We start from the raw sequence: 23965 nt of genomic DNA on the forward strand, positions 1-23965 counted from the left end.
AGGAAATTCTTAGCCTCTTAAGGGGCATCGACCTTGTTTGCTCGGCGGACATCTTTAAATGAATGCCCGGGATGGTTGCTCATCTGATGGTGTCTTGCTCATCCGCCGCAATAGCCAGAGTCGCACTCGGCTTGGAACATTTCCATCTGATCGCGCGGCCTGGGCGCGGCGGCCCACGACACAACCGCGCGGATGCCAACGGCACCTTTCCTGCGCGCTGTGCGAAACATCACTCGAGGCTTTCCTTTCTTGGTGAGGCCCAGGTCTCTCTCGGTCATGTCTATCAATTTTATCCGGTCCTCGGAAAGCAACCTGATGTCGTCGATATTCGCGTTGATGCACGGGTAGCACTCAAGCGACCGGTGAGGTAGCACCTCGAAACCTGCACGATGGAGTAGGGCGTCACGCATCGCATTGTCGTGCCGCACTAGGGGCTGCCATAGTTCCCGGCCGCCATGTCGCTCTGATTCCATGATGTGTTCCTCTGCGTCCGAACGGTGCCTACTCTCGCAGCGCCTCACGCCGGTCATTGCCGTGGCCTCTTTGTCTGGATCGTTGGAATTGAGCCAACCCAATGCTGGGATCACTTTTAACTCTGCGGTACAGAATTGGCCTTGTCCGCCGGCGCCTGGCCATCCACGTTTCCGCTTGACTAGTTCAAGCATCCCCTCCGACTTCGTGCGGGCCGTGGCGAACCCGTAGCCATGAGCCAGCGCCTCACCCCTGGCTACACGTTCGTTCCACCAGCTTGCGGACCAGCCAGTGTCGGAGTAGAGGCAGGTCACATCCTTCAGCCCGCGCTCATGCGCCCACTGGATCAGGGCGATGGAGTCATTTCCGTAACTGCAGAACAAGACATGCATAAGGCATCCTCGCCGGCTGGCGTGATTCGTTGATATGGGGTATTGAAGTGACCGGCAGGCTGGACGGTTTACGCGGCCTGGCGCTGTCCCAGCACTCGCTGGCGTGCGGCTTCAAATTCGCTACCCAGAATTTCGGCGGCGCCCTCGATGTTCTCGTTTCCATCCTCAAGACGTAGGCCGAGGTTCAGGTACACGACCCCGTCCAACTCCAAGAACACACCGCCGCACATCCACAGCGCGCCGGGGTTCAGGCCGATCGCCTCCCATACCTCGTCCATGTCGATACTGGCGGGGCAATGCTCCTTCCACAGTGCCGAAAGGCGCTCATGCTCGACGACCTGGGCGGCGCGCGCTTTCTTTGGTGTTCCTTTCGCCTGCTTGGCGCTTGAACGCAGGGCACGGTAGTCGTACTGGTCGGGGCGGCACCAGTGCACGTCTAGTTCGTGGCTATAACTGATCTTCACGCCGCCGACGTAGCTTCGATTACCTGACCGCATCGGCGAGGCCGCACCCCCGAACACCTGGCCAAGTTTGGCGCGCTGGGCGTCCCACTCTTTGCGCTTGGTTTCCCAGGCGATGACCGCCGCAACCACGGCAGGGTCGGTGGTCTTGTACATGTAGTTGCTCATGGACTATCTCCAGTCAGGCGCCGCCCCCCGGTGGCCGGTGGTGGCAATTTGGTTTGGGTTGGGGTATTACGGGTGACCGGCATGGAGCCGGTTTAGGGAGTAGTTCGGTGAGTGAAGAAGTAGATGTGCGCACGCTTTTACCTAAGCGTTCCAAGAAAAAGCTCTCAGGAATTGAAGAACAAAAGGCGGCTGAGCATGCAGTTACTGCTGCTGTAGGCGATTTAGCTGCATGGAAGGCGATCTACAAGCTTTGCATTGAGTTAAGAAATTTTGAGATTTCTCAACTCGTGCAACGAAATAACTTCTTTATGATTTTTCAAGGCGTTTTGCTAGCTGGCATATGTCAGTCTTCAGGACAGATTCCAGTTGTGAGCTTTTTAATATGTTTGGCTGGGCTGGGGATATCAATACTTCAAGCATGCATGGCAGCCGGGGCGAAGTACTGGCAGGTTCACTGGGAAATAAACACCCAGCGATCTGAACAAGCAATGACAAAAATCACGCAGTATCATAGGGTCTTGCGGGGGCAACTAACGAAGCGGAGCATTGTTTTAGATAAGGACCTAGAAGCAAAGCTTGAGAATAGAGCTCTCTTGGTTCATTTGTTTCAAGAGGATACAAATAAGGATCTAATTATGAAAAGTATCGTGGAGAGTAGGCCTGATGCATTCTTTATGAATAAATTCATTATGCAGAAATTTTCTTCCAGTCGAATACCAATATATGCCGGCTTGTTTTTGTCTGCTATATGGCTTTTCTTGCTTGTATGCACTGTTAGGTTTGATGGGTTAAATATGGGTGTTTTTGATTTTATTGTTGGATTTCAATCTAAGGAGCCTGTTTAGTTTGCTTTCTATCCACGTGGATGGTGAGTTGTAGGTGGCACTCAGAATGAGAGCCACCTATTTTTCACTTTGGATCGAACGCGCCGAGCGACAAGACGGCGGCCTCGCCGATTTTTTCCTGCAGCACGGACTTGAATTCCTGTGCGATGTCTTCGCGCTGGACTTCCTCGCCCACCCAGCGCAGTTTCAGGACAGGTTGCGCGCCGCTGGTGATGACCGACAGCCGAAGGGTGATGACTTGCTCGGTCAGTCCTTCGAATGGGATCGTGCTGAAATGCAGAGACACCGGCAGCGTTTCTTTACTGCGCGCTTCGATCTGATCCATCGCGCTACGGCTGGCGCTGGTCTCACCCACGGTTGTTTCCGATTCGCTGGAAGCCTTGATGGTGATGGTGCGCACGGCGGCAATGGCCTTGGCTACCGGGATGGAGTTGCCTGCCTCGTCAACCGGGGTGAGGTACTGGTGCCAGTCTTCGATCCAGTCGCTCAAATCCTTTTGACTGATGCCGCGCCCGCCGATGCTTTGCGCGGCGATATAGCCCGCGGTTGGCTTAAGCTTGAGAACGGCGCGGTCATCGGCGTGCCCAGGTACGTCGGCAGTGCCCAGGTTGAACAGCAGGACACAGCTCATCGCGTCCTGATCAATGAAGCCGCGCGCTCCGAGATCTGCACGCTCAACCACATAGGCGCTGAAGTCTGCCAGCGAGTGGGTGCTGTAGGTGCCCCGGAAGCGACTGCGGCCGGCCTGGAACTTCTCCAAATCGATGATCTTGGCGTCATCCGATAGGACCACGGTAGGAATCAGCGTATCAAGCTTCTTGCCGGCGGCGTCCAAGGCGTTGGCGTTGATAAGCTGGAGTGCTTCTTTGGTAAGTGACATCGGTTATTTCCTTGGATTGCGGGAGGAAGGGTACGACGGGGTCGATTAGGTCCGCTTTGGGATTGGCGCGTCGTCGCGGCTGAACAGCTGGTCATGCTTTTCCGCGAAGAGAGTCACGCGGCCGCCGGTGCCCACGTGCATGGGGGTGTCGAGGCTGGTGTTCTCGCTTCGGGTGCCTCGTTTGGTTGGCACCTTGTAGTCGAGCTTGTGCTTGATCTTCACCTGGTGCGATTCGCCGATCTGGCTGAAATCCAAGGTGATCACCAGCTTGCCGGCCTTGCCGTGGTCAACCACACCAGCGGCTACTTCGGAAATGGCGTGACCGATCTGGCTGGCGAAGGCGCCGCCGTTGAGTTCTTCAAGAAACTCGGCTGTATCTGTGGCTGTGGACATGGCTGCTTCTCCGGACTGGCCATAAGGCCGCTGGGTGGAAGGGTGAATTGCGATTGACGAAGGCGCTGGCGCACCTGGTTGTTGATGCGCTTCATGGCTTCTCGGCGAACCTGAAGCCGTTTTCCTCGGCGATCAGCGTCACGCGCTTGACGTGCGTGCGCAGGTTCTTTGCGGCCACGCTGGCTACAACCCCCTTGTCGGCTTCAGCGCGCACGGCGGGGGAGAGCTTGTCGCGTTCGGCCCGAAGCTTCACCTGGTGGGAGTTGGTGCCGAAGAACGGCGCGTCTGCGCTGACGCCCGACGGGATCACTTGCACTGACTTACCGGCGCCGAAGAACGCGTCCAGCTGTTGGTTCAAATCGTCGATGATCGAGCGCCGTGGGTCCGGCATTGGTTCGCCGATCATTGCGCACCGCCCGAGAGCGTTACCTTCACGCCGTCTGCACTTGATTCCAGGGCCTGGGCAAAGTTGCTCGCTTCCTTCCAGGTCCAGCGGAAGCCCTTCACCTTGCCGGTCGAGCGCTCCACGATGTGGTAAGCGTTGCCGACGTTCTTGATCTGGAAGCGGACCTGCTGCGCCGGCGGCTCTTTGCCGATCATGGCGTAGAACTCGGCGGTGGCAAGGCGGGAGCGCATGCGCAGGGCCGCAACCCCGTCGACGCGCTGTTGAACTGATGCGTGCATGGTGGATACCTCTGTGGGGCTGCGTTTATTCGTCAGCACCCTGACCGCCTGGCGTGTGCCGGTGGGCCCAGGGGAGGGTGCTGACGGATAAAGGCAAGTCGTAAAAAAGCCCGGTCGAAACCGGGCTTTCGTTCTGTCACAAACGCCTCCGTAGGTGACAAGCCGGCAGAGCCCTTTGGGGCCGTGCTGGTATCTGTGCTTTCACATGGCTGCCAATCCTCCGCTCTGAGCTGAACTAACGTGAGACCCCGGTCGCGGTTACGTCTGTATCGGGATGTGCTAGCCTCCAAGTCCCTACAACTAGTGAGGCAACACCGAATGACTAAGGAAGTCGCTGCACCGAAATGTCCTAGCTGCAACATCGCCGGGCTTGAGCACATCTACAGCCACGACAGCGATCAACAACATGGAAGTGGCGATGCTTGGTTTCAGGTCGCGAGTTGTGATGCATGCGGACACATCTATGGAGTTTTTGCCAAGATTACGAATCCGATCAGGCCAAAGATTCCGTCTTTCCATGGGAGCTAACTTTCTTTAAGGGGCAGATGCGCGATGAACTAGCCCGTCGCGCAGAGGCTCGATCAGCCAGTAAACTGGATAACGGACGGCGGTCCACATTGCTGCACCCTGTCGTCAAAGTGCAGAGGTGATGCTGTCGGTTATGCGGTAAGGGTTGGCCTCTCGGACTGTCGAACCATTCGGACCTGTGCGGTTCGCCGATCTGGTGCCCGGCGATCGCGGCGCATGGCGTCGTCACCGATCATTACGTGCATGGCGATCAGCGCGGCCAGGGTGATGCACATCGGCGAGATGATCTGGCGGCGCATGGCCTCGGCAACTGCTGCTGTCTGCCGGTTCACGCCGAGCTTGAACATGGCGCAGGAGAGACGTTTGGCCACGGTGCAGGCCGCCACGTCGAACTGGCGGGCAATCTCTTTGGCTGTCTTGCCCTGGGCGGTGCCCAGCAGGTACTGAACTTCCTTGGGCGCGAGGCCGCGTCCGAGATGACCCTTCCATGCGCCGCTGACGATTGTTGCTTCCATCAATGTGACTCCCGGTTGGTTTCCGAAAGCGCCCGATATAGGCGCTGACGTGAAATCTTCTGGTGTCGCTTGCCGGCTTCCCGCTACTGGCGCTGCCGCCGGCCCCATCAAAATATTTCTCCAGCCGCGGGCCTTTCGGCTTGTTCTCCCGCTGGATAACTAGTCTTGGCGCTTTACGCTGCACGCCCGGGTCAGTTGCCAACCCTCTGAACCGTTGAGGCCGGTTCATCGCTGCCTTCCATCTGGCCGGCTGTTATCCGGCGATGGAGCTAAATTAACCGGCGGTTTATATCTAGTCAATACCGGCGGTTAATTTATTTTGCAGGGGGATGGGTTAATCTCTGGATTACTGTATGTTCATACAGCTATGGCGTGGAGGTTTATGATGGGTGGCGCACACAATAAGCAAGATAAAAAAGCAGAAATGAGCGGGATGGAGCGTCTAGCTCTGAGGGTGTCTTCGATGATCAACCACCCTGTGGCGCAGGCGCAGCGCTGGGTGACGATCCATCGATTGGACACTGACGGGGATAGGGAATGGGAGGAGGTTCTAGGCGTTATCGCCGCAACTGACGAGCTTGAGCTGACGCTCAATGATGACGGCAGCGTGACGGTGCGTTGGGAGCAGCAGGAGGTGGAGACGGCGGGGAAGGGGGAGCCGGAGTTTGAGCGGGAAGAGGAGGCGGCGCCGTTCTGATGGGCATGAAAAAGCCCGCTCAGTGGCGGGCTTGATGGGTACTGTTTTCTGTTAGGTTTGGCGGGGCACCCAATACATGTGGCAATGAATCTCATAATTGTCGTAAAGCTCAACCGCAACAGTTTTAGCGGATTGTTCGCTTTCAAAGGGGCCGGTGATGACTGTGTTCCCATCTACCGCCAGAACGGGTACTGCCAGGTCTTCAAGCACGCCTTCAACCCGGCTTAAGTCCCCCGGATGGGCTGTTATGCGAACCGTCCAGCCTTGAAAAGCGGATTTAAGAGCCTGATCAGTAAAGGGCGGATATTTGCCACTCACCGAATCCCTGTAGACGATCTCGCTCAAAAGCCTGGTGCCGTCGCGCATCGTGATGAGGGCTTGGTTGGCTTCTTCCTTTGTTTCAAATGGGCCGGCACCCACGGCCAGGCCAATCATAGGAACAACCGGGAGTCCGGTGCTGGCGATGGCTTCGATTGTCCGTCGCTGTTCTTCTTCGTCATGACAGGCGGTTGATGCAACCCATCCGTTTTTCAGTCTTGGGGCACGCGCTGGCTCAATGTCTCTCCCGCAATGCTTGCACTTTACGGCAGCCTTTTTGATGGTCTCGGCGCAGAAAGGGCAGTTGCGGAGGTCGATAGTCTTCGCACCAGCGGAATCCCCTGATGCTTCAACCCAGCCCTTACGAAGATATGAGTTCGTCAGAATGCCGTTGATGCCAATCGCATACCCGATGGTCACCAGGGGGACAGCGATGAACATCCCAGGGCCGCCAGTCAGAACGGTGACGCCTCCAACCAACAACAGCCAGATAAAAAAGTGGCCCCACAGCTCTTTATAGGCAAGGTAGAAAATCCCGAAAAAAACAACCGCGAGCCACGACATCCCGCCAACACTTTCAATGTGACCGTTTGCCGGATTCCTGAATTTTCGTTCCATTGAATCCCTCCAGTAATTGAGCCCGCAATTTACCATTCGTGGCGCACAGCCACCGTTGACTCGCAGGGAAGCGTCATTACGACAGTTCAGCCGCTAGAGAGGGCTCAAGGAAATGCTGCGATCGCCTGGGCCAGTTGAGCGTCCGACATCAGCGGCGGTGCGCTGGTTGAGTGGTAGTACCTGGAGGCTTGCTCAAACTGAGCGCCGCGAATCTCTCCGTCCGAACCAATGAACGCTAGAGCGTCGGCCTTCGCCGACTTGAAAACCTTTTGCGGCTCGGTCGTGAGGGATGTGGTCGCCCCAATTAAAATGGTTGGCGCGGAAATTGTGAGAAATATCGCGGCAGCGATAGGGTTGGCGCCATCACCTGATACGGCCTGCGCGCTGACCGACGCCAGTAGGGCGATCGCCAGGGTCCTCCATGAGTCCATTCTTCGTTGCTTCCATTGCATCAAGAGGGCGCCACAATAGCAGAGCAGAGCGTTCGCCAGTTACAAGAAGCCCGGCGCTAGGCCGGGCTTGAGTCAGTGAACAGCGGAACTGTAATGTGCCTGGAAGTCGCTGAACAGTATCGTTGGGGACAGCCCGCCGAGAACATTGATTTCGTCCTCGGCTTTTTGTTTCTTGTCCCGATCATCAACGATGAACAATACATCAACTGGCTCTTCGGATTTATTGATGATCACGGCCTTCCTAAGCCGAGCGTTGATTGACTGTTGCACCGGGGCTACAGCGTCAACATAGGTATCTCCCCACAGAAAATCGAAGGTTACATCGATCTTGCCAACGCGGAGAGCCGCATTCCTGAGCAGCTTTCTTTCAGGATCTTTAGCCCGAAGCAGCATCTCGACCTCTTCAGTCAATGAGAAGTCGGTATCTCCCTCGGAGAACCTGTCTTCCTCCCATGTAGCGATTGCCGCCATGAGCCGAAGAATCTTCGCCCCCCAGATATCGAGATCGCCCTCAGGAAAAACGCACTCAAAGGCTCCGGCGCTGGTCAGCTCAAAACCGTGGCGTACGCCGAGATTTTCAAGACCTTTCCAGTTTCTCTTGTCGCCGAGAGCGTATCCAAGCGAGCGAAGCGCGAAGATGGTTATCCCGTCATCGGTAAATTCGATATGGCTTCCTCGCTTGATCAGGTAAAAATCAAGGGGCTTGCCTCCTGGCAATGTTATAGGCGTGCTGATGTAAGTAGCTGGACCGCTACCAACATTGACGGTTTGGCAATGCCACCCCGATTTTGAGAAAAAATCTCCGCATCCAATGCTGCACATACCCTTACCCAAATAGATCGTCATCGAAAGGAGTTGATATTGAACGACCGTTAACGCTCATAATTCTAGCGTGTCGTACGAATCGCTCAACCCATCTACGCTCAGTAGCACCACTGATCGACGATCGGACCTTTTTCGTTACTTGAGCCAAACGCTCGTCACCAAGATGAAGATGAGGCCCGAACATGTCCATTCCTTTTTCTCTATGGGACCGCTCATGCTCCGGCCACACCTCAAGCATGAAGACGCGACGCTTTTCCTTGCCCTCTCGGTACATGAGCCCATAGCTGACGCGCTCTCCCATTCTCCCAGGCTGAAATTCCCCTTTGAAGTAGAGGTTAGGAATAGTTACGCGACGATCATCCAGCAAGCCACTTGTGGCCTCGAGCCATCCGCTATGAGAGGGCTTTTCGGACCACTCTACATCTTCAGATAGGAACTTTATCCGCTGGCACCATTGGCGACAGTCGTCTAGCCAGGTGTCTTTGTGCATTGCCGCTCCTTGGTATTATGGGCTTAATCAAAACCTTTCCCGCACAATCCTTCTCGCCTTCACCTCATCCTCGGCCGTAGAAGTGGTTCAGCGCTATCAGCTCAACCACAGCCACGAAAACGCAGAGCACAACGAAGCCAGGGCTGAAGACTCGCTTGCGATTAGATGAACCATCACCCAGCCAGAACGCGCCGGTGTAGCTGGTAAAGACGGCCATGAACGCCAGCCAGGCCCAGACCCAAAACTTGCTCCAAAAGCTCTGCTCTCGCCATGCAGTCATTTTTTCTGTTCCGCAGCGCGAGTTATTCGGCCGTTCTTTACCTCATCCGCATAACCCATCAATTGATCAGCCTCTTCGTAGAGCGTACCCACCAACCCCATCAGGGCTATGGCGTCAGCATCACTGAGCTTTTCCGCAAGCTTTCCCAGGTCAACACAGGACTGCTTGAGGTTGAATGCGATCGCCTTGAGGTCGCGGCGTAGTTGCTGGTTGGGCTGGGTCAGGGCCATTTTTGGTTACACCGGTTGTCCGTTCCATACATAAAGCACCCGGGCCAGGATGTGGGTGTCATCCACCCGGATGTCCTCTGGGTCGTGGTGCTTGTTGTCCGAGATCATCTTGAAGCGGTCCTTGCCTTTCTTCTGCAGGCGCTTCACGTACAGCATGTCGTCGTGCGAGAAGAGATAGATTCCGTCGCCGGTGAACTCCCGGATCGTAATGTCCACGAGCAGCGGGTCGCGGTCTTTGATCGTCGGCGCCATCGACTGGCCCCATCCGGTGATCATCTTCAGATGGAAGTGTTCTTTGAAGGTGAGGCCGAGGTCGCGCAGATGCTTGGGGCTGACCCTGATGTCCTGGAGCATTTCAGGATATTCGTGCGGGATCTGTCCACCGCCCATCGCGGCGCGCACGTCGTAGTGCGCAATCCACACCTCGTCACCGACCTGGCCCGGGCGAGAGAATTCGACAGGACCGGTATTACCGGAATCGCTTTGCTCAGCAGCCGAGAGCAGTCTTGCTCGAGCTACATCTGAGAGACCTTTCCCTTTTGCGGCAAGCATCTGTCGAACCATTTCGGAAGCTGATAGGCCAGTATCTTGATGATCGACGCTTGTCAGTCCCGCGATTTCATTAGCGAGACGCTTGCTGAACCGTTCGACCGGGACGCCCATTAACCTGGACAGCACGGCTGCGAATTTCGCGTTGAGCGGATTCGTTCCGTTTAAATACATGGCTACCGCCGCGGCCGATATATCAGCCGCCTCTGCCAAGCTTGCCTGGGTCAGGCCGAGCGCGTTCTTCTTCGAGACGAAAAGAGATTTTGCCGCTTCACACTCGGCCTTCAGCTCTGGGGACAACTCTTTCTTTTTGGTCATTCGCAGAATTTAACCGTTGGTTAAGTTATTTGCGCTAACCGCCGGTGTTGATTAGATTCTAACCGGCGGTTAATATCGCAAGCACACATCATCCTTGTTAGGCCAAGAAATGAAGAAGACGCCATTGCCAGAGCTGGTACAGAGGATTGGGCAGACTGCTGTCGCTAAGGCACTTGGCGTCAGCTCTCCTGCCATTTCAAAAGCACTTCGCGCCGATCGGGATATTCAGGTCCAAGAGCACCCGGACGGTACGTTTACCGCGGAAGAAGTAAGACCGTTCCCCTCCCAAAGCAGCGCTTTGATGGGATGAATTTTCCACCTAAACAGTTCGGCAGGTTAGAGATTCTGGATCAGCTGTTAATTCATACAGTGCATAGGAAGGGAATAGAGATGGGGAATGGATTGTTGGTTGTTTGCGCGGTTCTTGGCGCCATGGCCTTCGGCTTCGTCGCGGGACTCGTAACAGCGCGCCCAAGCAAGCATGGCCGCAACACCTTCCCATTCTCTCATGTGAGCTTCGATCGCGCCGCGACCGACGATCAGCGCTTAAGGCTTCTTGATGAAGCCCGCGCCGCTGTCATTGACGGCAGGTTAAGCCAAGCCAATCAGCTTCAGGATTATCGCGCCGCCGATCAGGCCGCCAAGCCAGGGGCCAGCCTTGAAAACTAAACCTTTGTGCTTTTCCCAGAATGCACGGAGCGGGGGCGGTGTAAGCCCTGCCATCGAGTATCCAGGCCCTTCGCTGGACCAGTACTGCTCGTCCCAATGCTTGGCTTTCCAGCGCGCAAAAGCTTCCTTAAAACGCTTCATGTCCGGTCTCCGTGACCTTTTCGAGTTGAATCAGAAAGCTACCACGGATGCACCGGACACCCATACCGCCTGAATCGCAGGCATAAAAAAACCGCCTGGCAGGGCGGTCCTTTCAACAGCAATAAAACTTGTGGGGCCATTATGAACACACTCGTCGCTCCAAGCAATACCGTAACGATGTCGAGCCGGGAGGTCGCTGATCTAACCGGAAAGCAGCATCACCACGTCGTGCGCGACATCAAGCACAACTTGGCAGAGCTGAACTTAGATGCATCCAAATTTGGATGCATCTATTTCGACTCATCCAACCGCAAGCAAACCGAGTACCTGCTTCCACCGGACCTCGTCATGACGCTGCTGACGGGCTATAGCGTCCCTCTTCGTCATCGTGTCGTGACACGTTTGCACGAACTTGAAAGCGTGTCACGACAGGTCTCCATTCCTCAGTCCCTGCCAGAAGCACTGCGCCTTGCCGCCGATCTCGCCGACAGAAACGGAGAGCTTCAGCGATTGGTTTCAGATCAGGCGCCCAAGGTGGCCGCTATCAAGCGGCTTGCCGCCGCCGGCGGGGCTATCTGCATCATCGATGCCGCCAAGCAACTTGGTGTGGCTCCATCTCGACTCTTCGCCTGGCTTGAACAGCACCGCTGGATATTCCGCCGTCACGGCTGCAAGCGCTGGGTCGCATACCAGCCCCGCATAACCTCCGGTTACATGACCCACAAGGTTACTGCATTGAAGCCTGACCCCGAGACCGGTATCGACCGCGCTGCCTTCGACCCAATGATCACTCCAAAGGGGCTGACACGCCTCGCTGAACTTCTGCAGGAGGCCGCGTAATGGCCGGCGACTGGATCAAATTCGAACTCACCACCCTGGACAAGCCCGAGGTCTGCCAGATCGCGGACCTGGCAGATATCGACCCCGATGCTGTAGTCGGAAAGCTGATGCGCGTGTGGGGCTGGTTCGACCAACAAACCGAAAACGGTAACGCTCCAAGCGTTAGCAAAAAGTTACTAGATCGTCTGGTTGGCGTTATCGGTTTCTGCGAGAACATGAAATCTGTCGGGTGGATGATCGAAGCGGACGGTGTGATAAGCCTGCCTCATTTCGACCGGCACAACGGGAAGACCGCTAAAAACAGGCTTCTAACGGCAAAGAGAGTAGCAAACCACAAGGCCGCTAACGGTAAAAGTAACGCTTCTATCGTTAGCGGTGCGTTACCTAAAGAAGAGAAGAGAAGAGAAGATCAAAACCCTATCTCTGCGCCCGAGGCGGTCGACCCTCGCATGCCAAGCGAGATGACTCTCGACTGGGTACCGGACCAGAAGCTGCTGAAAACGTATGCGCTGCACCGAGGCCTTGCACTGGAGTTATTTACCGAAGAGTCGAGGGTGGCCTTCACCGCCCACTACGAGCCTCAGCACCAGGTTAACACCCAGGCCGAATGGGTGAGCATGCTGGTCAAGTGGGTGAACAACGACAAGACCCGCGCTGCGGCCAGCAACGTCACGCCGTTTCGGCCGAAACCCGCGGCTGCATCTGAATTCGATGACGACAGCACGGACTGGCAGAGCGGGGTGCAGTCATGATGAAGCAAGTATCCGCAGTGACCCAAGGCCTTTGGGCCAACCCCAAGGCCGGCGAATTTATCTCAGCAGACGAAAGTGCTGTACCGCAGGACGAAGGCCGCCGCCAGATGGCATCTGCCATCAACGACCTGTTCACTGAGCTTCGCCTGATCCGCTCAGCTTGGCGTCAAGCATGGCCCGATAAGGAGACCTATCGCGCAGCCAAGGTCCAGTGGATGCAAGCGTTCCTCGACGAAGGCATCCGCACTCAGGGACAGATCGAGTTCGGCATGATCAAGGCCCGCAAACAGGTATCCGATTTCATCCCGAGCCCGGGGCAATTCATCGAATGGTGCAAGCCGTCGCCCGAAATGCTCGGTTTGCCATCGCTTGCGGCTGCTCACCGCGAAGCCGTGCGAAATGCTCACCCGAGCATGGCGGGCGAGGGTAAGTGGTCACATGACGCAGTGTGGCACACGGCCAAGGAGTGCGGGTTTGAGAACCTGAACAGGCTCGAAACGGCGCTAAGCCTCAAGCTGTTCGAGCGCAACTACACGATAACAACTCGGCGCCTGCTTGACGGTCTTCCGCTTCAGCCAATGCCCAAGGCTTTGCCAGCCAAAGTTGACGGGCGAATCACGCCCGAGGTGGGTAAGGGGGCTCTGGCCGAGCTTCGCGCCAAGCTAGCGGGCGGTTCGCGATGAGTCGCCTGACCAAAGCGGCCCGCGATCGTGACTGCCAGGTTCGGTTTCCTGGCTGCTCTTGCGAACCGTCCACCACTGTCCTGGCGCACTATCGCCTGGGCGGCACCTGCGGCGTGGGCATGAAGCCGAATGATTTCCAGGCTGCCTGGGCCTGCGGCTACTGCCACGACATCGCCGACGGTCGCCTTCGCGCGCCTGTGCAATTGAGTCGCGACGAAGTTCGGTTGTACCTGGCCGAGGGCGTCATGCGCACCCAGGACATCCTCATTCGCGAAGGAAAGGTGAAACTTTGAAGCCGTCCGCCTTGATGCTATTCAAGCAGAAGCCCGCGCGTGCAAAACCAGTTGACCGCGAGGGCATGGAGCAGGCAGCCCTTATCAGAGAGATCAGCCTGCGCTACCCGGCAGCCGCCAAGTTGATCTACCACGTCCCGAACGGTGGGCACCGGCACAAGCTGGTGGCGATCAAGCTGAAAGAGCAGGGCGTGAAGGCCGGCGTCCCTGACCTGGTGCTGCCGATGGCCCGCGGGGGTTACTTCGGGCTGTACATCGAATTCAAGGCAACGGCGCCGCATGACGCCGCCGTTTCGCCAGCCCAGGACGCATACCTGCAGGCGCTGACCGATCAGGGTTACTTGGCAATCGTCTGCCGAGGGCACTTCGACGCCATTGAGGCAATACGAGCCTACCTACTCCAACCACAAACCAGGGCTGCGGCATGACCCAGACAATGCTCACCTCGTTTACCGACGCCGAGATCCGGCGCCAGGCCGGTAACGCCGGTATCCGTGACCTGCGGGATGCTCGGTACCCGGGCGTGTATTTTCGCTTCCATCAAAACCGCGAGCGCGGCACCTGGTACCTGGTGACGGGCAACAAGTGGGACAAGATCGCCGGGTTTCCTCAGCTGCCTGTGAAGGGGTTGGTCGGCGCGTTGCCTAAGATTCGCGAGCGCCTGGCCGCCGATCCCAAGGCATCCGCCGCTGCCGGTACGCTGCACACCGTTGGCGAGCTGCTCGACTGGTTCACTGGCCGCCAGTCCGTTGATCGCAGCCTCTCAGCGAAGCGCCGCTCCACCAACACATCGATCATCTCATGCCATCTTAAACCACGGCTCGGCACCCTGGTGGTGGAGGACGTTGACCGGGCCACGCTCGACAAACTGGTTATGTGGCCGATGCAGGCCGAAATGTCGCTGTCCTACGTGCGACTGATGTGGGGCGTGCTGGTCGTCGCCTTCCGCCAGGCCGAGAAGCTGCGCCTGATCACCGCCAACCCCATTGCCGGGTTCAAGTTCACCGACTTCACCAAAGCTCGCATTCAGCCGAAGCCGTCTCGCTTGCGGGCGGTGCAGCTCGAGGAAGTCATATGCCAACTGGCCGCCGGCTTCGATCAGCACCCGCAGGACTGCATGTTGGCTTTGATGATGCTATGCCACGGCACCCGCGCCGGCGAGACCCGGCAAGCCCAATGGTCGCATCTGACCCTGGGTGAGCAGGGCGAGTGGTTCATTCCCACCGAGAACACCAAGACCCGCTGTGAGCATCACCTGCCGCTCACCCATCAGGTTTGTGCGCTGCTGGAGCGGTACCGGGACTGGCAGGCGTCCAAGGGCTACAAGGGCACCTACCTGTTCCCTGCCCGTATCCGTGGCCCGATGAGTGATAGCCAGGCCTGCGCCGTGTTCACGCGCCTGGGTAAGGGTGAGTGGACGAGTCACGACCTGCGCAAGGTGGCCCGAACCGGCTGGACTGACCTGGGCGTCGACTTCCTGATCGGCGAGATGCTGGTGAACCACACGATGACCCGCAACGTGCAGACCTACATCCATACCTCGGCGGAACTGCTCAAGCGTGAGGCGCTGAACAAGTGGCACGACTGGTTAGACGGGAAGGGTTTCAACCTGATTCACCGCTCGACCATGACTAGAAACGGAAATTCGCACAATGGCGCCGAGGCCTTAAATGGCGCGGCCTATAGCCAAATTCAGAAACCATAAAAGGCGAGGTTTAAAAATGATGAAAAAGCAGCATGGCCCCGCCTTCAAGAAGGAAATAGTCCCGCTGGCCTCTTGCCCAGCCTGCAAAGGGAAGGCCTTCGTCAGTGGGGTTTTTCACCAGATTGACTGCTCTCAGTGCAATGCGTCCGGTTGGGTTCGCTTCGATGATGGCCAGGCTTTGGCGCTTCAGGATCTGGTGTTTCAATTGGGCACCGCCCTCACTGCTGCGTGTCAGCAGGCCAACGGTATGCGCATTCAGCCAGGGCCGGTTCGGTCCACCGATGTCAGCAGCTATTACGAACAGAACAACCGCCGCGGCGCCGGCGGCACCAATTACACAGGGGATTGAGCCATGGCCATGTACAACGACGTGATGGGTACCCTGGTGCGGGTGCTGGCAGCAGACAACATCGACAACAGCACCAAGCAGTCCTGGCAGAAGCTGATCGACGCCGACCTTCGCCAAGGCGGCACGGGTAGCACGCTGTCTGTGCGTGACAAGTTCGATTACGACTGCTGCTTATATGCGCTGCTGCACCGTCAGCTCGACGCGGCGCAGTGGGATGTTCTGGTGGCGAAGTACTCGACCCACAAGGCCAACAAGGTCGGTGCCATTGGCCGTCTGGTCGCGCGCATGGTTTCCCCGGCGCCTCAGCTGTTCATCTATAAGGCGCTGACTGCCTGGGCCATACCGAAGTTGAAGGGAGTTCAGGTTGGTAAGCGTTCCACTGACATGATCGTGCTGCCTGCAGAGTTCTACGACATGAACACCTGGGACCTGGCTGGCTCGCCGGAGCGCACGCGTCGCAACTGGAGGGGCGGAATCCACAAGCGGTTGGAGAAGATTGAAGAGCAGGCGGTAATCCATGCCACCGAGATATTCGACAGAGAACAAATTCTTGTAGATGCCGCTTGACCCACTGGCCGACTGGCCGTAAATTAACCCCATCATGTCGATCTTGCGCGTTATGAGAGACGACCAAAAATTCTGAGCCCCGCCACTGTGCGGGGCTTTTGCTTTCTACAGTTCATCGAGCCTCGGCATTTGCCGGGGCTTTTTCGTTTTCGGCCCCACCACACCCATCGCACCAAGCTGGGTGTGCTGCTGGAGCCGGATCTATTCGCTCCCCCAAAGGGAGGACTGCCGGATGTCCTTGAACATGCCTGAGAAAAACCCCGACTTCTGGGCCCAGGTCTGGCTGGTCCTCTCGAACCCACTGTGGCAGGGCGCAATCATGGCCTTCACGATCACGCTGTTGCGCGTGCTGTACGACGCCAAAGAGCCGAACTACTGGCGCATCTTGTTCGAGGCGCTGCTGTGTGGGGCCTTGAGCCTGTCAGCCAGTAGCGTCATTGAGTGGATGGAGTGGCCGCCGAGCTTGTCGGTTGCTGCTGGTGGTGCCATTGGCTTCATCGGCGTGACGGCGATCCGTGACCTGATCATTCGGTTCCTGGGCAAAAAGGCGGACGCAGCATGAAGGCGATCGCAGTAGCAATCATCGTCGCCCTAGTGGGCCTGTTGCTAGTCGGCATCCAGCAGATGCGAGTCGAGGATCTGCGGGACGAAAAGCTCGTTGAGACCCAGGCGAAGGTGGAAGCCATCAAGGCCAACACCGAGAGCCAGGCCACCATCACAACCCTGCGGGCCGAGGCCCAGCGCAACGCTGACTACCTGAAAGACTTGAACAAGCGCATCAGGGCCAGCGAGAAGAAAGCCGACAAGGCGAGGAAAGACTTTGAAAATCTCAAGCGCAACAGCAAGCCTGTTCGTGACTGGGCTGCTCAGCCTCTGCCTGACGGCCTGCGCGGCAAAGCCGGCGGTGGTGACAAAGACCCAGGCCGTAAGAATTGAAGCGCCCGAACTGATTCCCTGTGAGCGGGTGGACCAGGCCGAAGCCGACCTTCGCATCAATGGCGATGTGTGGGAGTTGAAGGACAAGGCCATCAAATTGCTGGATACCTGCGCTGACCAGGTGGATGCGCAGATCGTGCGCAGCCAGAGCAAGTAGTCCGCGCCACGATTTCGAATGCGCCCAATCGTGGTGCGCAACATGAGGATTCACCCATGGACAACCAGCACAAGAAAATCACCGGCTATCGCGACCTGAACCAGTCCGAAATCGATGGCATGAACTCCATCAAGGCGCTGGAAGCTGACACCGGCGAACTGTTCAAGCAGATCGGCCAGATTGAGGGCGTCGACCAGCGCCTGCTGGCACTGGCCAAGACGAACTTGCAGCAGGGATTTATGTGGTTCGTTCGCTCGATCGCCAAGCCTGCCGATCCTTTCAGCTGATGTGCCTGTCCCGCCACGCTGAACGCCTTCCACCGCCCACAACTAAATGGCACGGGCGGCCGTCGCCTCTGCCACCAACCATGCGCACACCCCGGCCCGCATCGATCATCCCAAGCATCGGCTCGATGCTGGTGGTGTTGGTGTTCATCGCTGGTATGGCGGTAGGCGCCAAGATGGCAGGGGGCTGGTGATGAGCAGGCTGACCACCATAAAGCCTCGCATGAGTGCAGCAGAGCCCCGGCCCTTCGCTTCGCCAGTGGAACCTGAAGGCGTCGATGGTTGGGGTTCCGGTCGGGGCGGTCGTCCATGGCGGCGAATCCGTGCTGCGATTCTTCTCAGAGACAACTACACATGCCAGGCGTGTGGATTTATCACTCAGCAACTTGAGGTTGACCACATCCTCAACAGGGCCAGGGGCGGCACGGACGATGATGCGAACCTTCAGGCGCTCTGCGTCCCTTGCCACAAGCTTAAGACTGCTTCGGAGTCAGCTGAAGGTTTGGGAAAGGCGCGCTGACCGCGCGGCGCGCGCGAATGAGAAATCATATCGTTTGCGTATTTGTGGCACGTCAGTACCCCATGGGGCGGGTCTAAACCGTGGAAGGTTTTGCACAGGACACCGCCCCCGATCTCATGTAGAGATTTTTTCCCTCTCACAGGTTTTTTGTTAATGGCGTTAACAACTAAACAGCGCGCATTTGTCGAGGCTGTTAGGAGAGGTGCGTCCAATCGTGACGCGGCAATAGCCGCAGGATACGCAGCTTCCAGCGCTTCGGCCGCCGGATCTAGGCTGGCTAAGCATCCAATGGTTATGGCTGCGTTGGCAGGCGCCCCCGTTAACAAGAATGTTAATGGCGGTGCCATCGCCCATGTCCCTAAACAGGCCCCCCTTGATCTGGATGATGGCGCCGAAGCGTTCTCATTTGATGCCGCCAGGGTGTTGTCATTTTCCGACCCTAAAGATTTCTTGTTGGCCACCATGAACGACTTCAGCACCGAGCCGAAGTTGAGAGTTGATGCCGCCAAAGCGTTGATGCCTTTCGTGCATCCGCGCAAAGGCGAAGGAGGCAAGAAGGACGAAAAGGACCAGGCCGCGAAATCGGCGAGCAAGGGCAAGTTCGGTGCTGCCGCACCACCTCAACTGAGATCGGTGAAGTAAATGAGCGAGCCCGTCTGGAGTACCAGTTGCCCAGATTGGGAAACGAAAATTGTAAATCGCCAGTCGCTGGTGCCTTTTGCGCCACTGTTTCCTGACGAGGCCCGGGCCTGCATGCAGGTCATGGGCGATCTTCGCATTGTGGATGCTCCAGGCAGCCCGCTGATCAGTCAGTCATGCGCCCCATGGATTGATGATTTAGGAAACGCAATTTTCGGTGCATACAACGCTGAAACCGGTGAGCGCCTCATTAAGGAGTTCTTCCTGCTCATCAGCAAGAAGAACGCAAAAAGCACGATTGCCGCTGCAATCATGCTTACGGTGCTGATCCGCAATTGGCGGCAGTCCGCAGAGTTCATCATTTTGGCGCCCACCATTGAGGTAGCCAATAATGCGTATGCCCCTGCCCGGGATATGATCAAGCACGACGAGGAGCTGAGCGCGCTGCTGCACGTTCAGGATCATGTTCGAACGATCACACACCGCGAATCGGGCGCGACCTTAAAGGTCGTAGCTGCTGACCAGAATACAGTTGGCGGTAAGAAGGCTGCGGTTGTCCTGGTCGACGAATTGCACCTGTTCGGCAAGAACCCACATGCGGCGAACATGCTTCGAGAAGCGACGGGTGGATTGGCTTCCCGGCCAGAAGGTTTCGTGATCTACCTCACGACTCAGTCGGACCAGCCGCCGGCGGGTGTTTTCCGCGAAAAGCTGATGTACGCCCGTGGCGTGCGAGACGGCACGATTGTTGATCCGAACTTCCTTCCGATCATCTATGAGTTTCCGAAATGGATGATTGATGCCGGAGCGCATCGTTCACCCGAGAACTTCTACGTGACCAACCCCAACATGGGTTACTCGGTCAGCGAAAAATTCCTGATTCGTGAAATGGGCAAGGCTGAGGAGGCGGGTGAGGCCGAGGTGCTTGGTTTTATGTCCAAGCACTTGAACGTTGAAATCGGTCTTGCGCTGCGCTCTGATCGCTGGGCTGGTGCGGATTTTTGGGCTGCTGCGGCTATCCCTATTTTGACCTTGGACAAGCTGATCGAAATGTCCGAGGTGATTGCGGTGGGTATTGATGGCGGTGGGCTTGATGACCTTCTTGGGTTTGCCGCCGTAGGTCGTGACAAGCGAACACGCGATTGGTTGGTCTGGACTCATGCCTGGGCTCACCCGTCAGTGCTCGAGCGGAGAAAGGCCGAAGCCCCACGGTTTAAAGATTTCGAAAAGGACGGGAATCTGACGCTATCTGAGCGAATTGGCGATGACGTAGCGGATGTGGCTGACCTGGTAGAGCAGGTAGAGGCATCCGGGCTCCTCGACAAAGTGGGCTGCGACCCAGTCGGTATTGGCGCGATTTATGACGCAATGATTGAACGAGAAATTCCTCCGGAAAAGATCGTTGCGATCAGTCAAGGCTGGAAGCTCGGCGGGGCGATCAAGACCGCAGAGCGGAAGCTGGCCGAGGGCGGTATGAAGCACGGGGGGCAGGCGATGATGGCCTGGTGCGTGAGTAACGCAAAGGTTGAACCCAGAGCTAACTCAATCCTGATCACTAAGCAAGCCAGCGGGTCGGCCAAGATCGACCCCTTGATGGCTCTATTTAACGCCGTGACCCTGATAGCTCTGAACCCTGAAGGCAGGGGTAATGACGACTTCATGGCTGCCATTCGGAATCCAATAATCGTATGAATCCATTGCACGTATTTGTTGCCGCCGCTCTGTGCGGATTCGCCCTGGCCGTCGCGGGGATTTACGTTCTTGCTGGTTTAGGCTGGTCCCTGCTCGCGGGATCGGTGGCATTACTTCTCATCGCTGGTTTCGTGCGCAAGGGGCTAACAGATGGCTAAGTCTCTTTCGTCAGTCATTGGGAGCGCCGCGCGAAAGCCAAGCGCCTCGGTCACTGACTGGATCGGCAAGACGATCAAATTGACGGATGGTGGCTTCTGGGGGCAGTTTCTTGGGGGGCAGTCCAGTTCTGGCAAGACAGTAACGGTCGATAATGCAATGCACCTGTCTGCTGTTTGGGCGTGCGTTCGCATTATCTCCACCTCCGTAGCCGGTCTACCACTGGGGGTGTATCAGCGGGATACTGATGGCGGGAGAAAGGATGCCCGTGACTTCGCAATATATGACGTTATCCATAACAGCCCCAACGAGGATATGACGGCGTTCCAGTTTTGGCAGGCAATGGTTTCTGCAATGCTGCTGCGCGGAAATGCCTTTGCAGAAATTCTGCGAATTGGTGGCCGAGTTGTAGCTCTGGACTTCCTGTTGCCCTCGCGGGTCGACTTGGATCTGGATGGCGATGGAAGAATTGAGTATTGGTATTCGCCTCGCAAAGGGCCCCGTCGCAAAATTGAACGCTCCGATATGCTGCATATTCCAGCATTCAGCCTTGATGGGCGGGTGGGGCTGTCGGCAATTCGTTACGGTGCTGATGTATTCGGGTCAGCAATGTCTGCTGATGACGCTGCCAACGGCACCTTTAAAAACGGTTTGCTTCCCGCGGTCGCTTTCAAGATCGATCGGACTTTGAAGCCTGAGCAGCGCGAAGAGTTTCGTGACTACGTCAAGCAGGTGTCTGGCGCCCTAAACGCCGGCAGGTCGCCCGTGCTTGAACAGGGCATCACGCCGGAAACGATCGGCATCAATCCTGTGGATGCACAGCTCCTGGAGTCGAGGGCCTATAGCACTGAGGAAATCTGCCGCTGGTTTGGTGTTCCGCCCTGGATGGTTGGCAAGACGGATTCAGGCAGCAACTGGGGTACCGGCCTTGAACAGCAGATGATCGCATTCCTCACGTTCAGCATCAGTTCGGTCACTAACCAAATTCAGCAATGTATCAACAAGCGCCTGCTGACACCGGTCGAGCGCCGCACCTATTACTCGGAGTATGCGCTGGAGGCCTTCCTGAAGGCTGACAGTGCAGGGCGCGCCGAGTGGTACAGCAAGATGACCCAGAACGGCGTCATGACCCGCGACGAATGCAGGGTTAAAGAGAATTTGCCACGGCACGGAGGAAACGCCGACGTGCTCACGGTGCAAACCAACTTGGCGCCGATTGATCAACTCGGCAACAAAACCGATGGCCAGGCCGCGCAGGCTGCCTTAAAAAGCTGGCTCGGCCAGAGCGAGGAGTAAACATGCCGAAATCAATCAAGGCGAACAGCATGCGTTGTGAAATTACGCCGCGTGCACTTGAGATGTGGAACCCAGGCATCCAAGCGGCCCTTGAGGCCGACACAGACACCATCACTATCTACGGAATCATTGGTGAGGATTGGTGGGGTGAGGGCAACACTGTAAAGCGTGTCGACGCAGCGCTCCGTGCCATCGGCGATAACCCGGTCACCGTTTACATCAACTCGCCAGGTGGCGATATGTTTGAGGGTATCGCGATTTACAACCGCCTGATGGAGCATTCTCAGGAGGTCACCACGAAAGTTCTGGGCTTGGCTGCCTCTGCCGCATCGGTGGTTGCCATGGCCGGCGCCAAGCGGGAAATTGCCAAGAGCGCTTTCTTGATGATCCACAACTGCTGGACTTATTTCGCCGGTAACCGCCACGCGATCCGCGAGCTCGCCGATACGATGGAGGAGTTCGACCAAGCGATGGTCGGTGTGTATGCCGAGACGAGCGGCCAGGATGAAAATGACGTTGAGAAGATGCTCGATGCCGAAACCTACTTGAATGGAACCACGGCTCTCGAAAAAGGCTTTGCCACTGGTTTGATCTCGCCCGCAGAAGTCAAAGAAACAGCGGATGAGTCCCGGGCTCAAGCGCAAGCTGCGCGCAAACTCGATGCAGCCTTGGCCAAGTCAGGGATGCCGCGTAGTGAGCGACGAAAACTGATTTCCGAAATCAAGACCGGCATGCCTAGCGCTGCTGGCGGCGACACGCCTCGCGCTGTCGTGCCGGGTAAGCCTCGCGCTGCCCTTGATGTATCCGCGTTTGAAGAAACCGCAACCCAGGCGTCAGCACTACGGGACCTCCTTCCCATTCGCTAGACGACTGTGTCAGCAACCCGATTAGTAACCGCCCAAGTGGCGGTTTTTTCATTTTTGAAGGAAACAAACCATGCCAGTAGATCTGTCCCAAATCGAAGCGTCTCAGAAGCAAACCCAGTCTGACCTGAAAGCCGTCGGCGATCAGATCAAGACTTACGCCGAGCGGACCGAGAAGGAAATTAAAGCCTCCGGCGAGATGCAGGCCGAAACCCGTGCCAAGGTGGATGAGCTGCTGACCAAGCAAGGGGAGCTGCAGGCTCGTATGCAGGACGCCGAGCAGAAACTGGTCAATGCAGGCAAACCGAACGAGCCGGAGACTCAGCAGTCTGCCGGCCAAATGGTTGCTGCCAAAATGCAGGAGGAGGGCGTAAGCAGTTCTTTCCGAGGTTCTCGACGTGTCGAGGTACCGCGCGCAGCAATTACTTCGGCACCAGCTTCCGGCGGAGCTCTTGTTCCTGCTGAACGGGTTGGTGTGATTTTGGCTCCCCAGCGTCGACTCACCATTCGTGACCTGGTAGCGCCGGGTACTACTGGTGCAAACGCCGTCGAATATGTCCGCGAGACGGGCTTCACCAACAACGCAGCCATCGTTGGCGAGGGCTTGGCCAAGCCTTATAGCGAACTGACCTTTGGTCTCGAAAATGCGAACGTGCGCACTATTGCCCATTTGTTCAAGGGCAGCCGGCAAATTCTGGATGACGCCGCCGCGCTGCAAAGCTACATCGATGCCCGTGCTCGTTACGGCCTGCTGCTGGCTGAAGAGGCTCAATTGCTTTACGGCAACGGTACCGGCAATAACCTGCACGGCATCATCCCCCAGGCCCAGGCATATGTGACCCCGGCAGGCATCACGGTAGCGGCTGAGCAGCGTATTGACCGCATCCGCCTGGCCTTGCTGCAAGCCACCCTGGCCGAGTTCCCGTCTACTGGCATTGTGCTCAACCCAATTGACTGGGCGGCAATTGAGCTGCTCAAAGACGGTGAAAACCGCTACATCATTGGCAAGCCGCAGGAAGGCACCTCGCCACGCCTTTGGAACCTACCGGTGGTTGAGACCCAGGCAATTGTTCAGGGCCAGTTTCTTACCGGAGCCTTTAGCCTTGCAGCCCAAATCTTTGATCGGATGGGTATCGAGGTTCTGGTCTCGACTGAGAACGACAAAGACTTCGAGAACAACATGGTCACCATCCGGGCCGAGGAGCGATTGGCCTTCGCGGTCTATCGTCCAGAAGCTTTCGTTACCGGCCCTCTGGTTGCTGCTCCTTAACTTGCTACCGGTTCAGGTCTCAATGGGAGGCCTGGATCG

35 protein-coding genes are annotated in these 23965 nt (G+C 57.0%); 22 read left to right on the forward strand and 13 right to left on the reverse strand.

Annotated elements, in window-relative coordinates; translation table 11 throughout:
- Positions 1-98 precede the first annotated feature (98 nt).
- Both BFP89_RS19990 and BFP89_RS19995 read right to left on the reverse strand, forming a co-directional pair.
- Complete coding sequence (locus BFP89_RS19990; RefSeq protein ID WP_065887101.1) at positions 99-863, reverse strand: hypothetical protein; 765 nt, start codon at positions 861-863, stop codon at positions 99-101.
- Between the two features lie 68 nt (positions 864-931).
- Positions 932-1492, reverse strand: coding sequence for a hypothetical protein (locus BFP89_RS19995; RefSeq protein ID WP_065887102.1), 561 nt, complete (start codon positions 1490-1492; stop codon positions 932-934).
- A 107-nt stretch (positions 1493-1599) separates the two neighbouring features.
- Here BFP89_RS19995 and BFP89_RS20000 point away from each other — a divergent pair, with 107 nt between their 5' ends.
- Positions 1600-2337: a RipA family octameric membrane protein gene (locus BFP89_RS20000; protein ID WP_083208113.1), complete on the forward strand. Its 738-nt coding sequence runs from the start codon at positions 1600-1602 to the stop codon at positions 2335-2337.
- Between the two features lie 64 nt (positions 2338-2401).
- Here the strand turns inward: BFP89_RS20000 and BFP89_RS20005 are convergent, their stop codons facing one another.
- The 5 genes from BFP89_RS20005 to BFP89_RS20025 form a co-directional block, all read right to left on the reverse strand.
- Positions 2402-3217 (reverse strand): YfdQ family protein, encoded by an 816-nt coding sequence (locus BFP89_RS20005; RefSeq protein ID WP_065887103.1) that lies wholly within the window; start codon positions 3215-3217, stop codon positions 2402-2404.
- Positions 3218-3262: 45 nt separating this feature from the next.
- Positions 3263-3610 carry a hypothetical protein gene (locus tag BFP89_RS20010; protein WP_028619156.1) on the reverse strand — a complete coding sequence of 116 codons (348 nt, stop codon included), beginning with the start codon at positions 3608-3610 and terminating at the stop codon, positions 3263-3265.
- Positions 3611-3701: 91 nt separating this feature from the next.
- On the reverse strand, positions 3702-4016 hold the full coding sequence (locus BFP89_RS20015; RefSeq protein ID WP_065887104.1) for a hypothetical protein: 315 nt from the start codon (positions 4014-4016) through the stop codon (positions 3702-3704).
- Complete coding sequence (locus BFP89_RS20020; RefSeq protein WP_065887105.1) at positions 4013-4294, reverse strand: hypothetical protein; 282 nt, start codon at positions 4292-4294, stop codon at positions 4013-4015. The genes BFP89_RS20015 and BFP89_RS20020 overlap by 4 nt, the downstream gene beginning before the upstream one ends.
- Before the next feature lie 659 nt (positions 4295-4953).
- Positions 4954-5337: a LuxR C-terminal-related transcriptional regulator gene (locus BFP89_RS20025; protein WP_065887106.1), complete on the reverse strand. Its 384-nt coding sequence runs from the start codon at positions 5335-5337 to the stop codon at positions 4954-4956.
- A gap of 385 nt (positions 5338-5722) precedes the next feature.
- Between BFP89_RS20025 and BFP89_RS20030 the strand changes: the two genes are divergently transcribed.
- Positions 5723-6034, forward strand: coding sequence for a DUF1654 domain-containing protein (locus BFP89_RS20030; protein ID WP_083208121.1), 312 nt, complete (start codon positions 5723-5725; stop codon positions 6032-6034).
- Positions 6035-6085: 51 nt separating this feature from the next.
- On the opposite strand, the gene BFP89_RS20035 is transcribed toward BFP89_RS20030, so the two are convergent.
- The 6 genes from BFP89_RS20035 to BFP89_RS20065 all read right to left on the reverse strand — a co-directional run bounded on the left by BFP89_RS20035 (position 6086) and on the right by BFP89_RS20065 (position 10114).
- Entirely contained in the window at positions 6086-6970 is an 885-nt protein-coding gene (locus tag BFP89_RS20035) for a zinc ribbon domain-containing protein (RefSeq protein ID WP_256097365.1), read from the reverse strand.
- 104 nt (positions 6971-7074) lie between these two features.
- On the reverse strand, positions 7075-7401 hold the full coding sequence (locus tag BFP89_RS20040; RefSeq protein ID WP_065887107.1) for a DUF2388 domain-containing protein: 327 nt from the start codon (positions 7399-7401) through the stop codon (positions 7075-7077).
- A gap of 93 nt (positions 7402-7494) precedes the next feature.
- Positions 7495-8268 carry a DUF1828 domain-containing protein gene (locus tag BFP89_RS20045; RefSeq protein WP_176718434.1) on the reverse strand — a complete coding sequence of 258 codons (774 nt, stop codon included), beginning with the start codon at positions 8266-8268 and terminating at the stop codon, positions 7495-7497.
- Positions 8269-8801: 533 nt separating this feature from the next.
- The gene (locus BFP89_RS20055; RefSeq protein WP_065887109.1) at positions 8802-9017 is read right to left on the reverse strand and encodes a hypothetical protein; all 216 of its coding nucleotides are present in this window, start codon (positions 9015-9017) and stop codon (positions 8802-8804) included.
- Positions 9014-9247: a hypothetical protein gene (locus tag BFP89_RS20060; protein ID WP_065887110.1), complete on the reverse strand. Its 234-nt coding sequence runs from the start codon at positions 9245-9247 to the stop codon at positions 9014-9016. Before BFP89_RS20060 ends, BFP89_RS20055 begins: the two co-directional genes overlap by 4 nt.
- Positions 9248-9253: 6 nt before the next feature.
- A complete protein-coding gene (locus tag BFP89_RS20065; RefSeq protein ID WP_065887111.1) occupies positions 9254-10114 on the reverse strand; it encodes a S24 family peptidase in 861 nt (286 codons plus the stop codon).
- Positions 10115-10223: 109 nt separating this feature from the next.
- Here BFP89_RS20065 and BFP89_RS27790 point away from each other — a divergent pair, with 109 nt between their 5' ends.
- The 20 genes from BFP89_RS27790 to BFP89_RS20155 all read left to right on the forward strand — a co-directional run bounded on the left by BFP89_RS27790 (position 10224) and on the right by BFP89_RS20155 (position 23926).
- Positions 10224-10424, forward strand: coding sequence for a Cro/CI family transcriptional regulator (locus BFP89_RS27790; RefSeq protein WP_083208115.1), 201 nt, complete (start codon positions 10224-10226; stop codon positions 10422-10424).
- Positions 10421-10783 carry a hypothetical protein gene (locus BFP89_RS20070; protein ID WP_065887112.1) on the forward strand — a complete coding sequence of 121 codons (363 nt, stop codon included), beginning with the start codon at positions 10421-10423 and terminating at the stop codon, positions 10781-10783. Before BFP89_RS27790 ends, BFP89_RS20070 begins: the two co-directional genes overlap by 4 nt.
- Positions 10784-11101: 318 nt before the next feature.
- Positions 11102-11764 (forward strand): phage antirepressor KilAC domain-containing protein, encoded by a 663-nt coding sequence (locus BFP89_RS20075; protein ID WP_065887113.1) that lies wholly within the window; start codon positions 11102-11104, stop codon positions 11762-11764.
- The gene (locus BFP89_RS20080) at positions 11764-12516 is read left to right on the forward strand and encodes a DnaT-like ssDNA-binding domain-containing protein (protein ID WP_065887114.1); all 753 of its coding nucleotides are present in this window, start codon (positions 11764-11766) and stop codon (positions 12514-12516) included. Before BFP89_RS20075 ends, BFP89_RS20080 begins: the two co-directional genes overlap by 1 nt.
- Positions 12513-13199 (forward strand): replication protein P, encoded by a 687-nt coding sequence (locus BFP89_RS20085; RefSeq protein ID WP_256097366.1) that lies wholly within the window; start codon positions 12513-12515, stop codon positions 13197-13199. The genes BFP89_RS20080 and BFP89_RS20085 overlap by 4 nt, the downstream gene beginning before the upstream one ends.
- Positions 13196-13492, forward strand: coding sequence for a DUF1364 domain-containing protein (locus BFP89_RS20090; RefSeq protein ID WP_065887115.1), 297 nt, complete (start codon positions 13196-13198; stop codon positions 13490-13492). The genes BFP89_RS20085 and BFP89_RS20090 overlap by 4 nt, the downstream gene beginning before the upstream one ends.
- Before the next feature lie 14 nt (positions 13493-13506).
- Positions 13507-13920: a VRR-NUC domain-containing protein gene (locus BFP89_RS20095; protein WP_065887259.1), complete on the forward strand. Its 414-nt coding sequence runs from the start codon at positions 13507-13509 to the stop codon at positions 13918-13920.
- Complete coding sequence (locus BFP89_RS20100; RefSeq protein ID WP_065887116.1) at positions 13917-15197, forward strand: tyrosine-type recombinase/integrase; 1281 nt, start codon at positions 13917-13919, stop codon at positions 15195-15197. Before BFP89_RS20095 ends, BFP89_RS20100 begins: the two co-directional genes overlap by 4 nt.
- A gap of 19 nt (positions 15198-15216) precedes the next feature.
- On the forward strand, positions 15217-15546 hold the full coding sequence (locus tag BFP89_RS20105; RefSeq protein WP_065887257.1) for a hypothetical protein: 330 nt from the start codon (positions 15217-15219) through the stop codon (positions 15544-15546).
- 3 nt (positions 15547-15549) lie between these two features.
- Positions 15550-16113: a hypothetical protein gene (locus BFP89_RS20110; protein WP_065887117.1), complete on the forward strand. Its 564-nt coding sequence runs from the start codon at positions 15550-15552 to the stop codon at positions 16111-16113.
- 244 nt (positions 16114-16357) lie between these two features.
- On the forward strand, positions 16358-16675 hold the full coding sequence (locus tag BFP89_RS20115) for a phage holin, lambda family (protein WP_065887261.1): 318 nt from the start codon (positions 16358-16360) through the stop codon (positions 16673-16675).
- Positions 16672-17049, forward strand: coding sequence for a hypothetical protein (locus BFP89_RS20120; RefSeq protein WP_065887118.1), 378 nt, complete (start codon positions 16672-16674; stop codon positions 17047-17049). Before BFP89_RS20115 ends, BFP89_RS20120 begins: the two co-directional genes overlap by 4 nt.
- Positions 17021-17206 carry a hypothetical protein gene (locus tag BFP89_RS20125; RefSeq protein WP_065887119.1) on the forward strand — a complete coding sequence of 62 codons (186 nt, stop codon included), beginning with the start codon at positions 17021-17023 and terminating at the stop codon, positions 17204-17206. The genes BFP89_RS20120 and BFP89_RS20125 overlap by 29 nt, the downstream gene beginning before the upstream one ends.
- A gap of 56 nt (positions 17207-17262) precedes the next feature.
- A complete protein-coding gene (locus BFP89_RS20130) occupies positions 17263-17493 on the forward strand; it encodes an Acb2/Tad1 domain-containing protein (RefSeq protein ID WP_065887120.1) in 231 nt (76 codons plus the stop codon).
- A 220-nt stretch (positions 17494-17713) separates the two neighbouring features.
- A complete protein-coding gene (locus tag BFP89_RS27795; protein ID WP_370671227.1) occupies positions 17714-18010 on the forward strand; it encodes an HNH endonuclease in 297 nt (98 codons plus the stop codon).
- Positions 18011-18163: 153 nt separating this feature from the next.
- On the forward strand, positions 18164-18652 hold the full coding sequence (locus BFP89_RS20135) for a terminase small subunit (protein WP_065887121.1): 489 nt from the start codon (positions 18164-18166) through the stop codon (positions 18650-18652).
- The gene (locus BFP89_RS20140; protein WP_065887122.1) at positions 18653-20341 is read left to right on the forward strand and encodes a terminase large subunit; all 1689 of its coding nucleotides are present in this window, start codon (positions 18653-18655) and stop codon (positions 20339-20341) included.
- Between the two features lie 150 nt (positions 20342-20491).
- On the forward strand, positions 20492-21793 hold the full coding sequence (locus BFP89_RS20145; protein ID WP_065887123.1) for a phage portal protein: 1302 nt from the start codon (positions 20492-20494) through the stop codon (positions 21791-21793).
- A 2-nt stretch (positions 21794-21795) separates the two neighbouring features.
- On the forward strand, positions 21796-22659 hold the full coding sequence (locus tag BFP89_RS20150; RefSeq protein WP_065887124.1) for a head maturation protease, ClpP-related: 864 nt from the start codon (positions 21796-21798) through the stop codon (positions 22657-22659).
- A 70-nt stretch (positions 22660-22729) separates the two neighbouring features.
- Positions 22730-23926 (forward strand): phage major capsid protein, encoded by a 1197-nt coding sequence (locus BFP89_RS20155; RefSeq protein WP_065887125.1) that lies wholly within the window; start codon positions 22730-22732, stop codon positions 23924-23926.
- Positions 23927-23965 lie beyond the last annotated feature (39 nt).

This window comes from Pseudomonas sp. 31 R 17 (assembly GCF_900004915.1).
GTDB classification, from domain to species: domain Bacteria; phylum Pseudomonadota; class Gammaproteobacteria; order Pseudomonadales; family Pseudomonadaceae; genus Aquipseudomonas; species Aquipseudomonas orientalis_A.

What these genes read in the sequence shown, in the direction of transcription:
- BFP89_RS20155 (WP_065887125.1), top strand. Translation starts at nt 22,730, where the DNA reads ATGCCAGTAGATCTGTCCCAAATCGAAGCGTCTCAGAAGCAAACCCAG.
- BFP89_RS19990 (WP_065887101.1), bottom strand. Translation starts at nt 863, where the DNA reads ATGCATGTCTTGTTCTGCAGTTACGGAAATGACTCCATCGCCCTGATC.
- BFP89_RS20030 (WP_083208121.1), top strand. Translation starts at nt 5,723, where the DNA reads ATGGGTGGCGCACACAATAAGCAAGATAAAAAAGCAGAAATGAGCGGG.
- BFP89_RS20015 (WP_065887104.1), bottom strand. Translation starts at nt 4,016, where the DNA reads ATGATCGGCGAACCAATGCCGGACCCACGGCGCTCGATCATCGACGAT.
- BFP89_RS20145 (WP_065887123.1), top strand. Translation starts at nt 20,492, where the DNA reads ATGGCTAAGTCTCTTTCGTCAGTCATTGGGAGCGCCGCGCGAAAGCCA.
- BFP89_RS20075 (WP_065887113.1), top strand. Translation starts at nt 11,102, where the DNA reads ATGTCGAGCCGGGAGGTCGCTGATCTAACCGGAAAGCAGCATCACCAC.
- BFP89_RS20085 (WP_256097366.1), top strand. Translation starts at nt 12,513, where the DNA reads ATGATGAAGCAAGTATCCGCAGTGACCCAAGGCCTTTGGGCCAACCCC.
- BFP89_RS20070 (WP_065887112.1), top strand. Translation starts at nt 10,421, where the DNA reads ATGAATTTTCCACCTAAACAGTTCGGCAGGTTAGAGATTCTGGATCAG.
- BFP89_RS20010 (WP_028619156.1), bottom strand. Translation starts at nt 3,610, where the DNA reads ATGTCCACAGCCACAGATACAGCCGAGTTTCTTGAAGAACTCAACGGC.
- BFP89_RS20140 (WP_065887122.1), top strand. Translation starts at nt 18,653, where the DNA reads ATGAGCGAGCCCGTCTGGAGTACCAGTTGCCCAGATTGGGAAACGAAA.
- BFP89_RS20005 (WP_065887103.1), bottom strand. Translation starts at nt 3,217, where the DNA reads ATGTCACTTACCAAAGAAGCACTCCAGCTTATCAACGCCAACGCCTTG.
- BFP89_RS27795 (WP_370671227.1), top strand. Translation starts at nt 17,714, where the DNA reads ATGAGTGCAGCAGAGCCCCGGCCCTTCGCTTCGCCAGTGGAACCTGAA.
- BFP89_RS20095 (WP_065887259.1), top strand. Translation starts at nt 13,507, where the DNA reads ATGCTATTCAAGCAGAAGCCCGCGCGTGCAAAACCAGTTGACCGCGAG.
- BFP89_RS20040 (WP_065887107.1), bottom strand. Translation starts at nt 7,401, where the DNA reads ATGGACTCATGGAGGACCCTGGCGATCGCCCTACTGGCGTCGGTCAGC.
- BFP89_RS20135 (WP_065887121.1), top strand. Translation starts at nt 18,164, where the DNA reads ATGGCGTTAACAACTAAACAGCGCGCATTTGTCGAGGCTGTTAGGAGA.
- BFP89_RS20060 (WP_065887110.1), bottom strand. Translation starts at nt 9,247, where the DNA reads ATGGCCCTGACCCAGCCCAACCAGCAACTACGCCGCGACCTCAAGGCG.
- BFP89_RS20090 (WP_065887115.1), top strand. Translation starts at nt 13,196, where the DNA reads ATGAGTCGCCTGACCAAAGCGGCCCGCGATCGTGACTGCCAGGTTCGG.
- BFP89_RS20115 (WP_065887261.1), top strand. Translation starts at nt 16,358, where the DNA reads ATGCCTGAGAAAAACCCCGACTTCTGGGCCCAGGTCTGGCTGGTCCTC.
- BFP89_RS20105 (WP_065887257.1), top strand. Translation starts at nt 15,217, where the DNA reads ATGAAAAAGCAGCATGGCCCCGCCTTCAAGAAGGAAATAGTCCCGCTG.
- BFP89_RS20150 (WP_065887124.1), top strand. Translation starts at nt 21,796, where the DNA reads ATGCCGAAATCAATCAAGGCGAACAGCATGCGTTGTGAAATTACGCCG.
- BFP89_RS20110 (WP_065887117.1), top strand. Translation starts at nt 15,550, where the DNA reads ATGGCCATGTACAACGACGTGATGGGTACCCTGGTGCGGGTGCTGGCA.
- BFP89_RS20035 (WP_256097365.1), bottom strand. Translation starts at nt 6,970, where the DNA reads ATGGAACGAAAATTCAGGAATCCGGCAAACGGTCACATTGAAAGTGTT.
- BFP89_RS20130 (WP_065887120.1), top strand. Translation starts at nt 17,263, where the DNA reads ATGGACAACCAGCACAAGAAAATCACCGGCTATCGCGACCTGAACCAG.
- BFP89_RS20020 (WP_065887105.1), bottom strand. Translation starts at nt 4,294, where the DNA reads ATGCACGCATCAGTTCAACAGCGCGTCGACGGGGTTGCGGCCCTGCGC.
- BFP89_RS20025 (WP_065887106.1), bottom strand. Translation starts at nt 5,337, where the DNA reads ATGGAAGCAACAATCGTCAGCGGCGCATGGAAGGGTCATCTCGGACGC.
- BFP89_RS20120 (WP_065887118.1), top strand. Translation starts at nt 16,672, where the DNA reads ATGAAGGCGATCGCAGTAGCAATCATCGTCGCCCTAGTGGGCCTGTTG.
- BFP89_RS20065 (WP_065887111.1), bottom strand. Translation starts at nt 10,114, where the DNA reads ATGACCAAAAAGAAAGAGTTGTCCCCAGAGCTGAAGGCCGAGTGTGAA.
- BFP89_RS20045 (WP_176718434.1), bottom strand. Translation starts at nt 8,268, where the DNA reads ATGACGATCTATTTGGGTAAGGGTATGTGCAGCATTGGATGCGGAGAT.
- BFP89_RS20080 (WP_065887114.1), top strand. Translation starts at nt 11,764, where the DNA reads ATGGCCGGCGACTGGATCAAATTCGAACTCACCACCCTGGACAAGCCC.
- BFP89_RS20100 (WP_065887116.1), top strand. Translation starts at nt 13,917, where the DNA reads ATGACCCAGACAATGCTCACCTCGTTTACCGACGCCGAGATCCGGCGC.
- BFP89_RS20055 (WP_065887109.1), bottom strand. Translation starts at nt 9,017, where the DNA reads ATGACTGCATGGCGAGAGCAGAGCTTTTGGAGCAAGTTTTGGGTCTGG.
- BFP89_RS27790 (WP_083208115.1), top strand. Translation starts at nt 10,224, where the DNA reads ATGAAGAAGACGCCATTGCCAGAGCTGGTACAGAGGATTGGGCAGACT.
- BFP89_RS19995 (WP_065887102.1), bottom strand. Translation starts at nt 1,492, where the DNA reads ATGAGCAACTACATGTACAAGACCACCGACCCTGCCGTGGTTGCGGCG.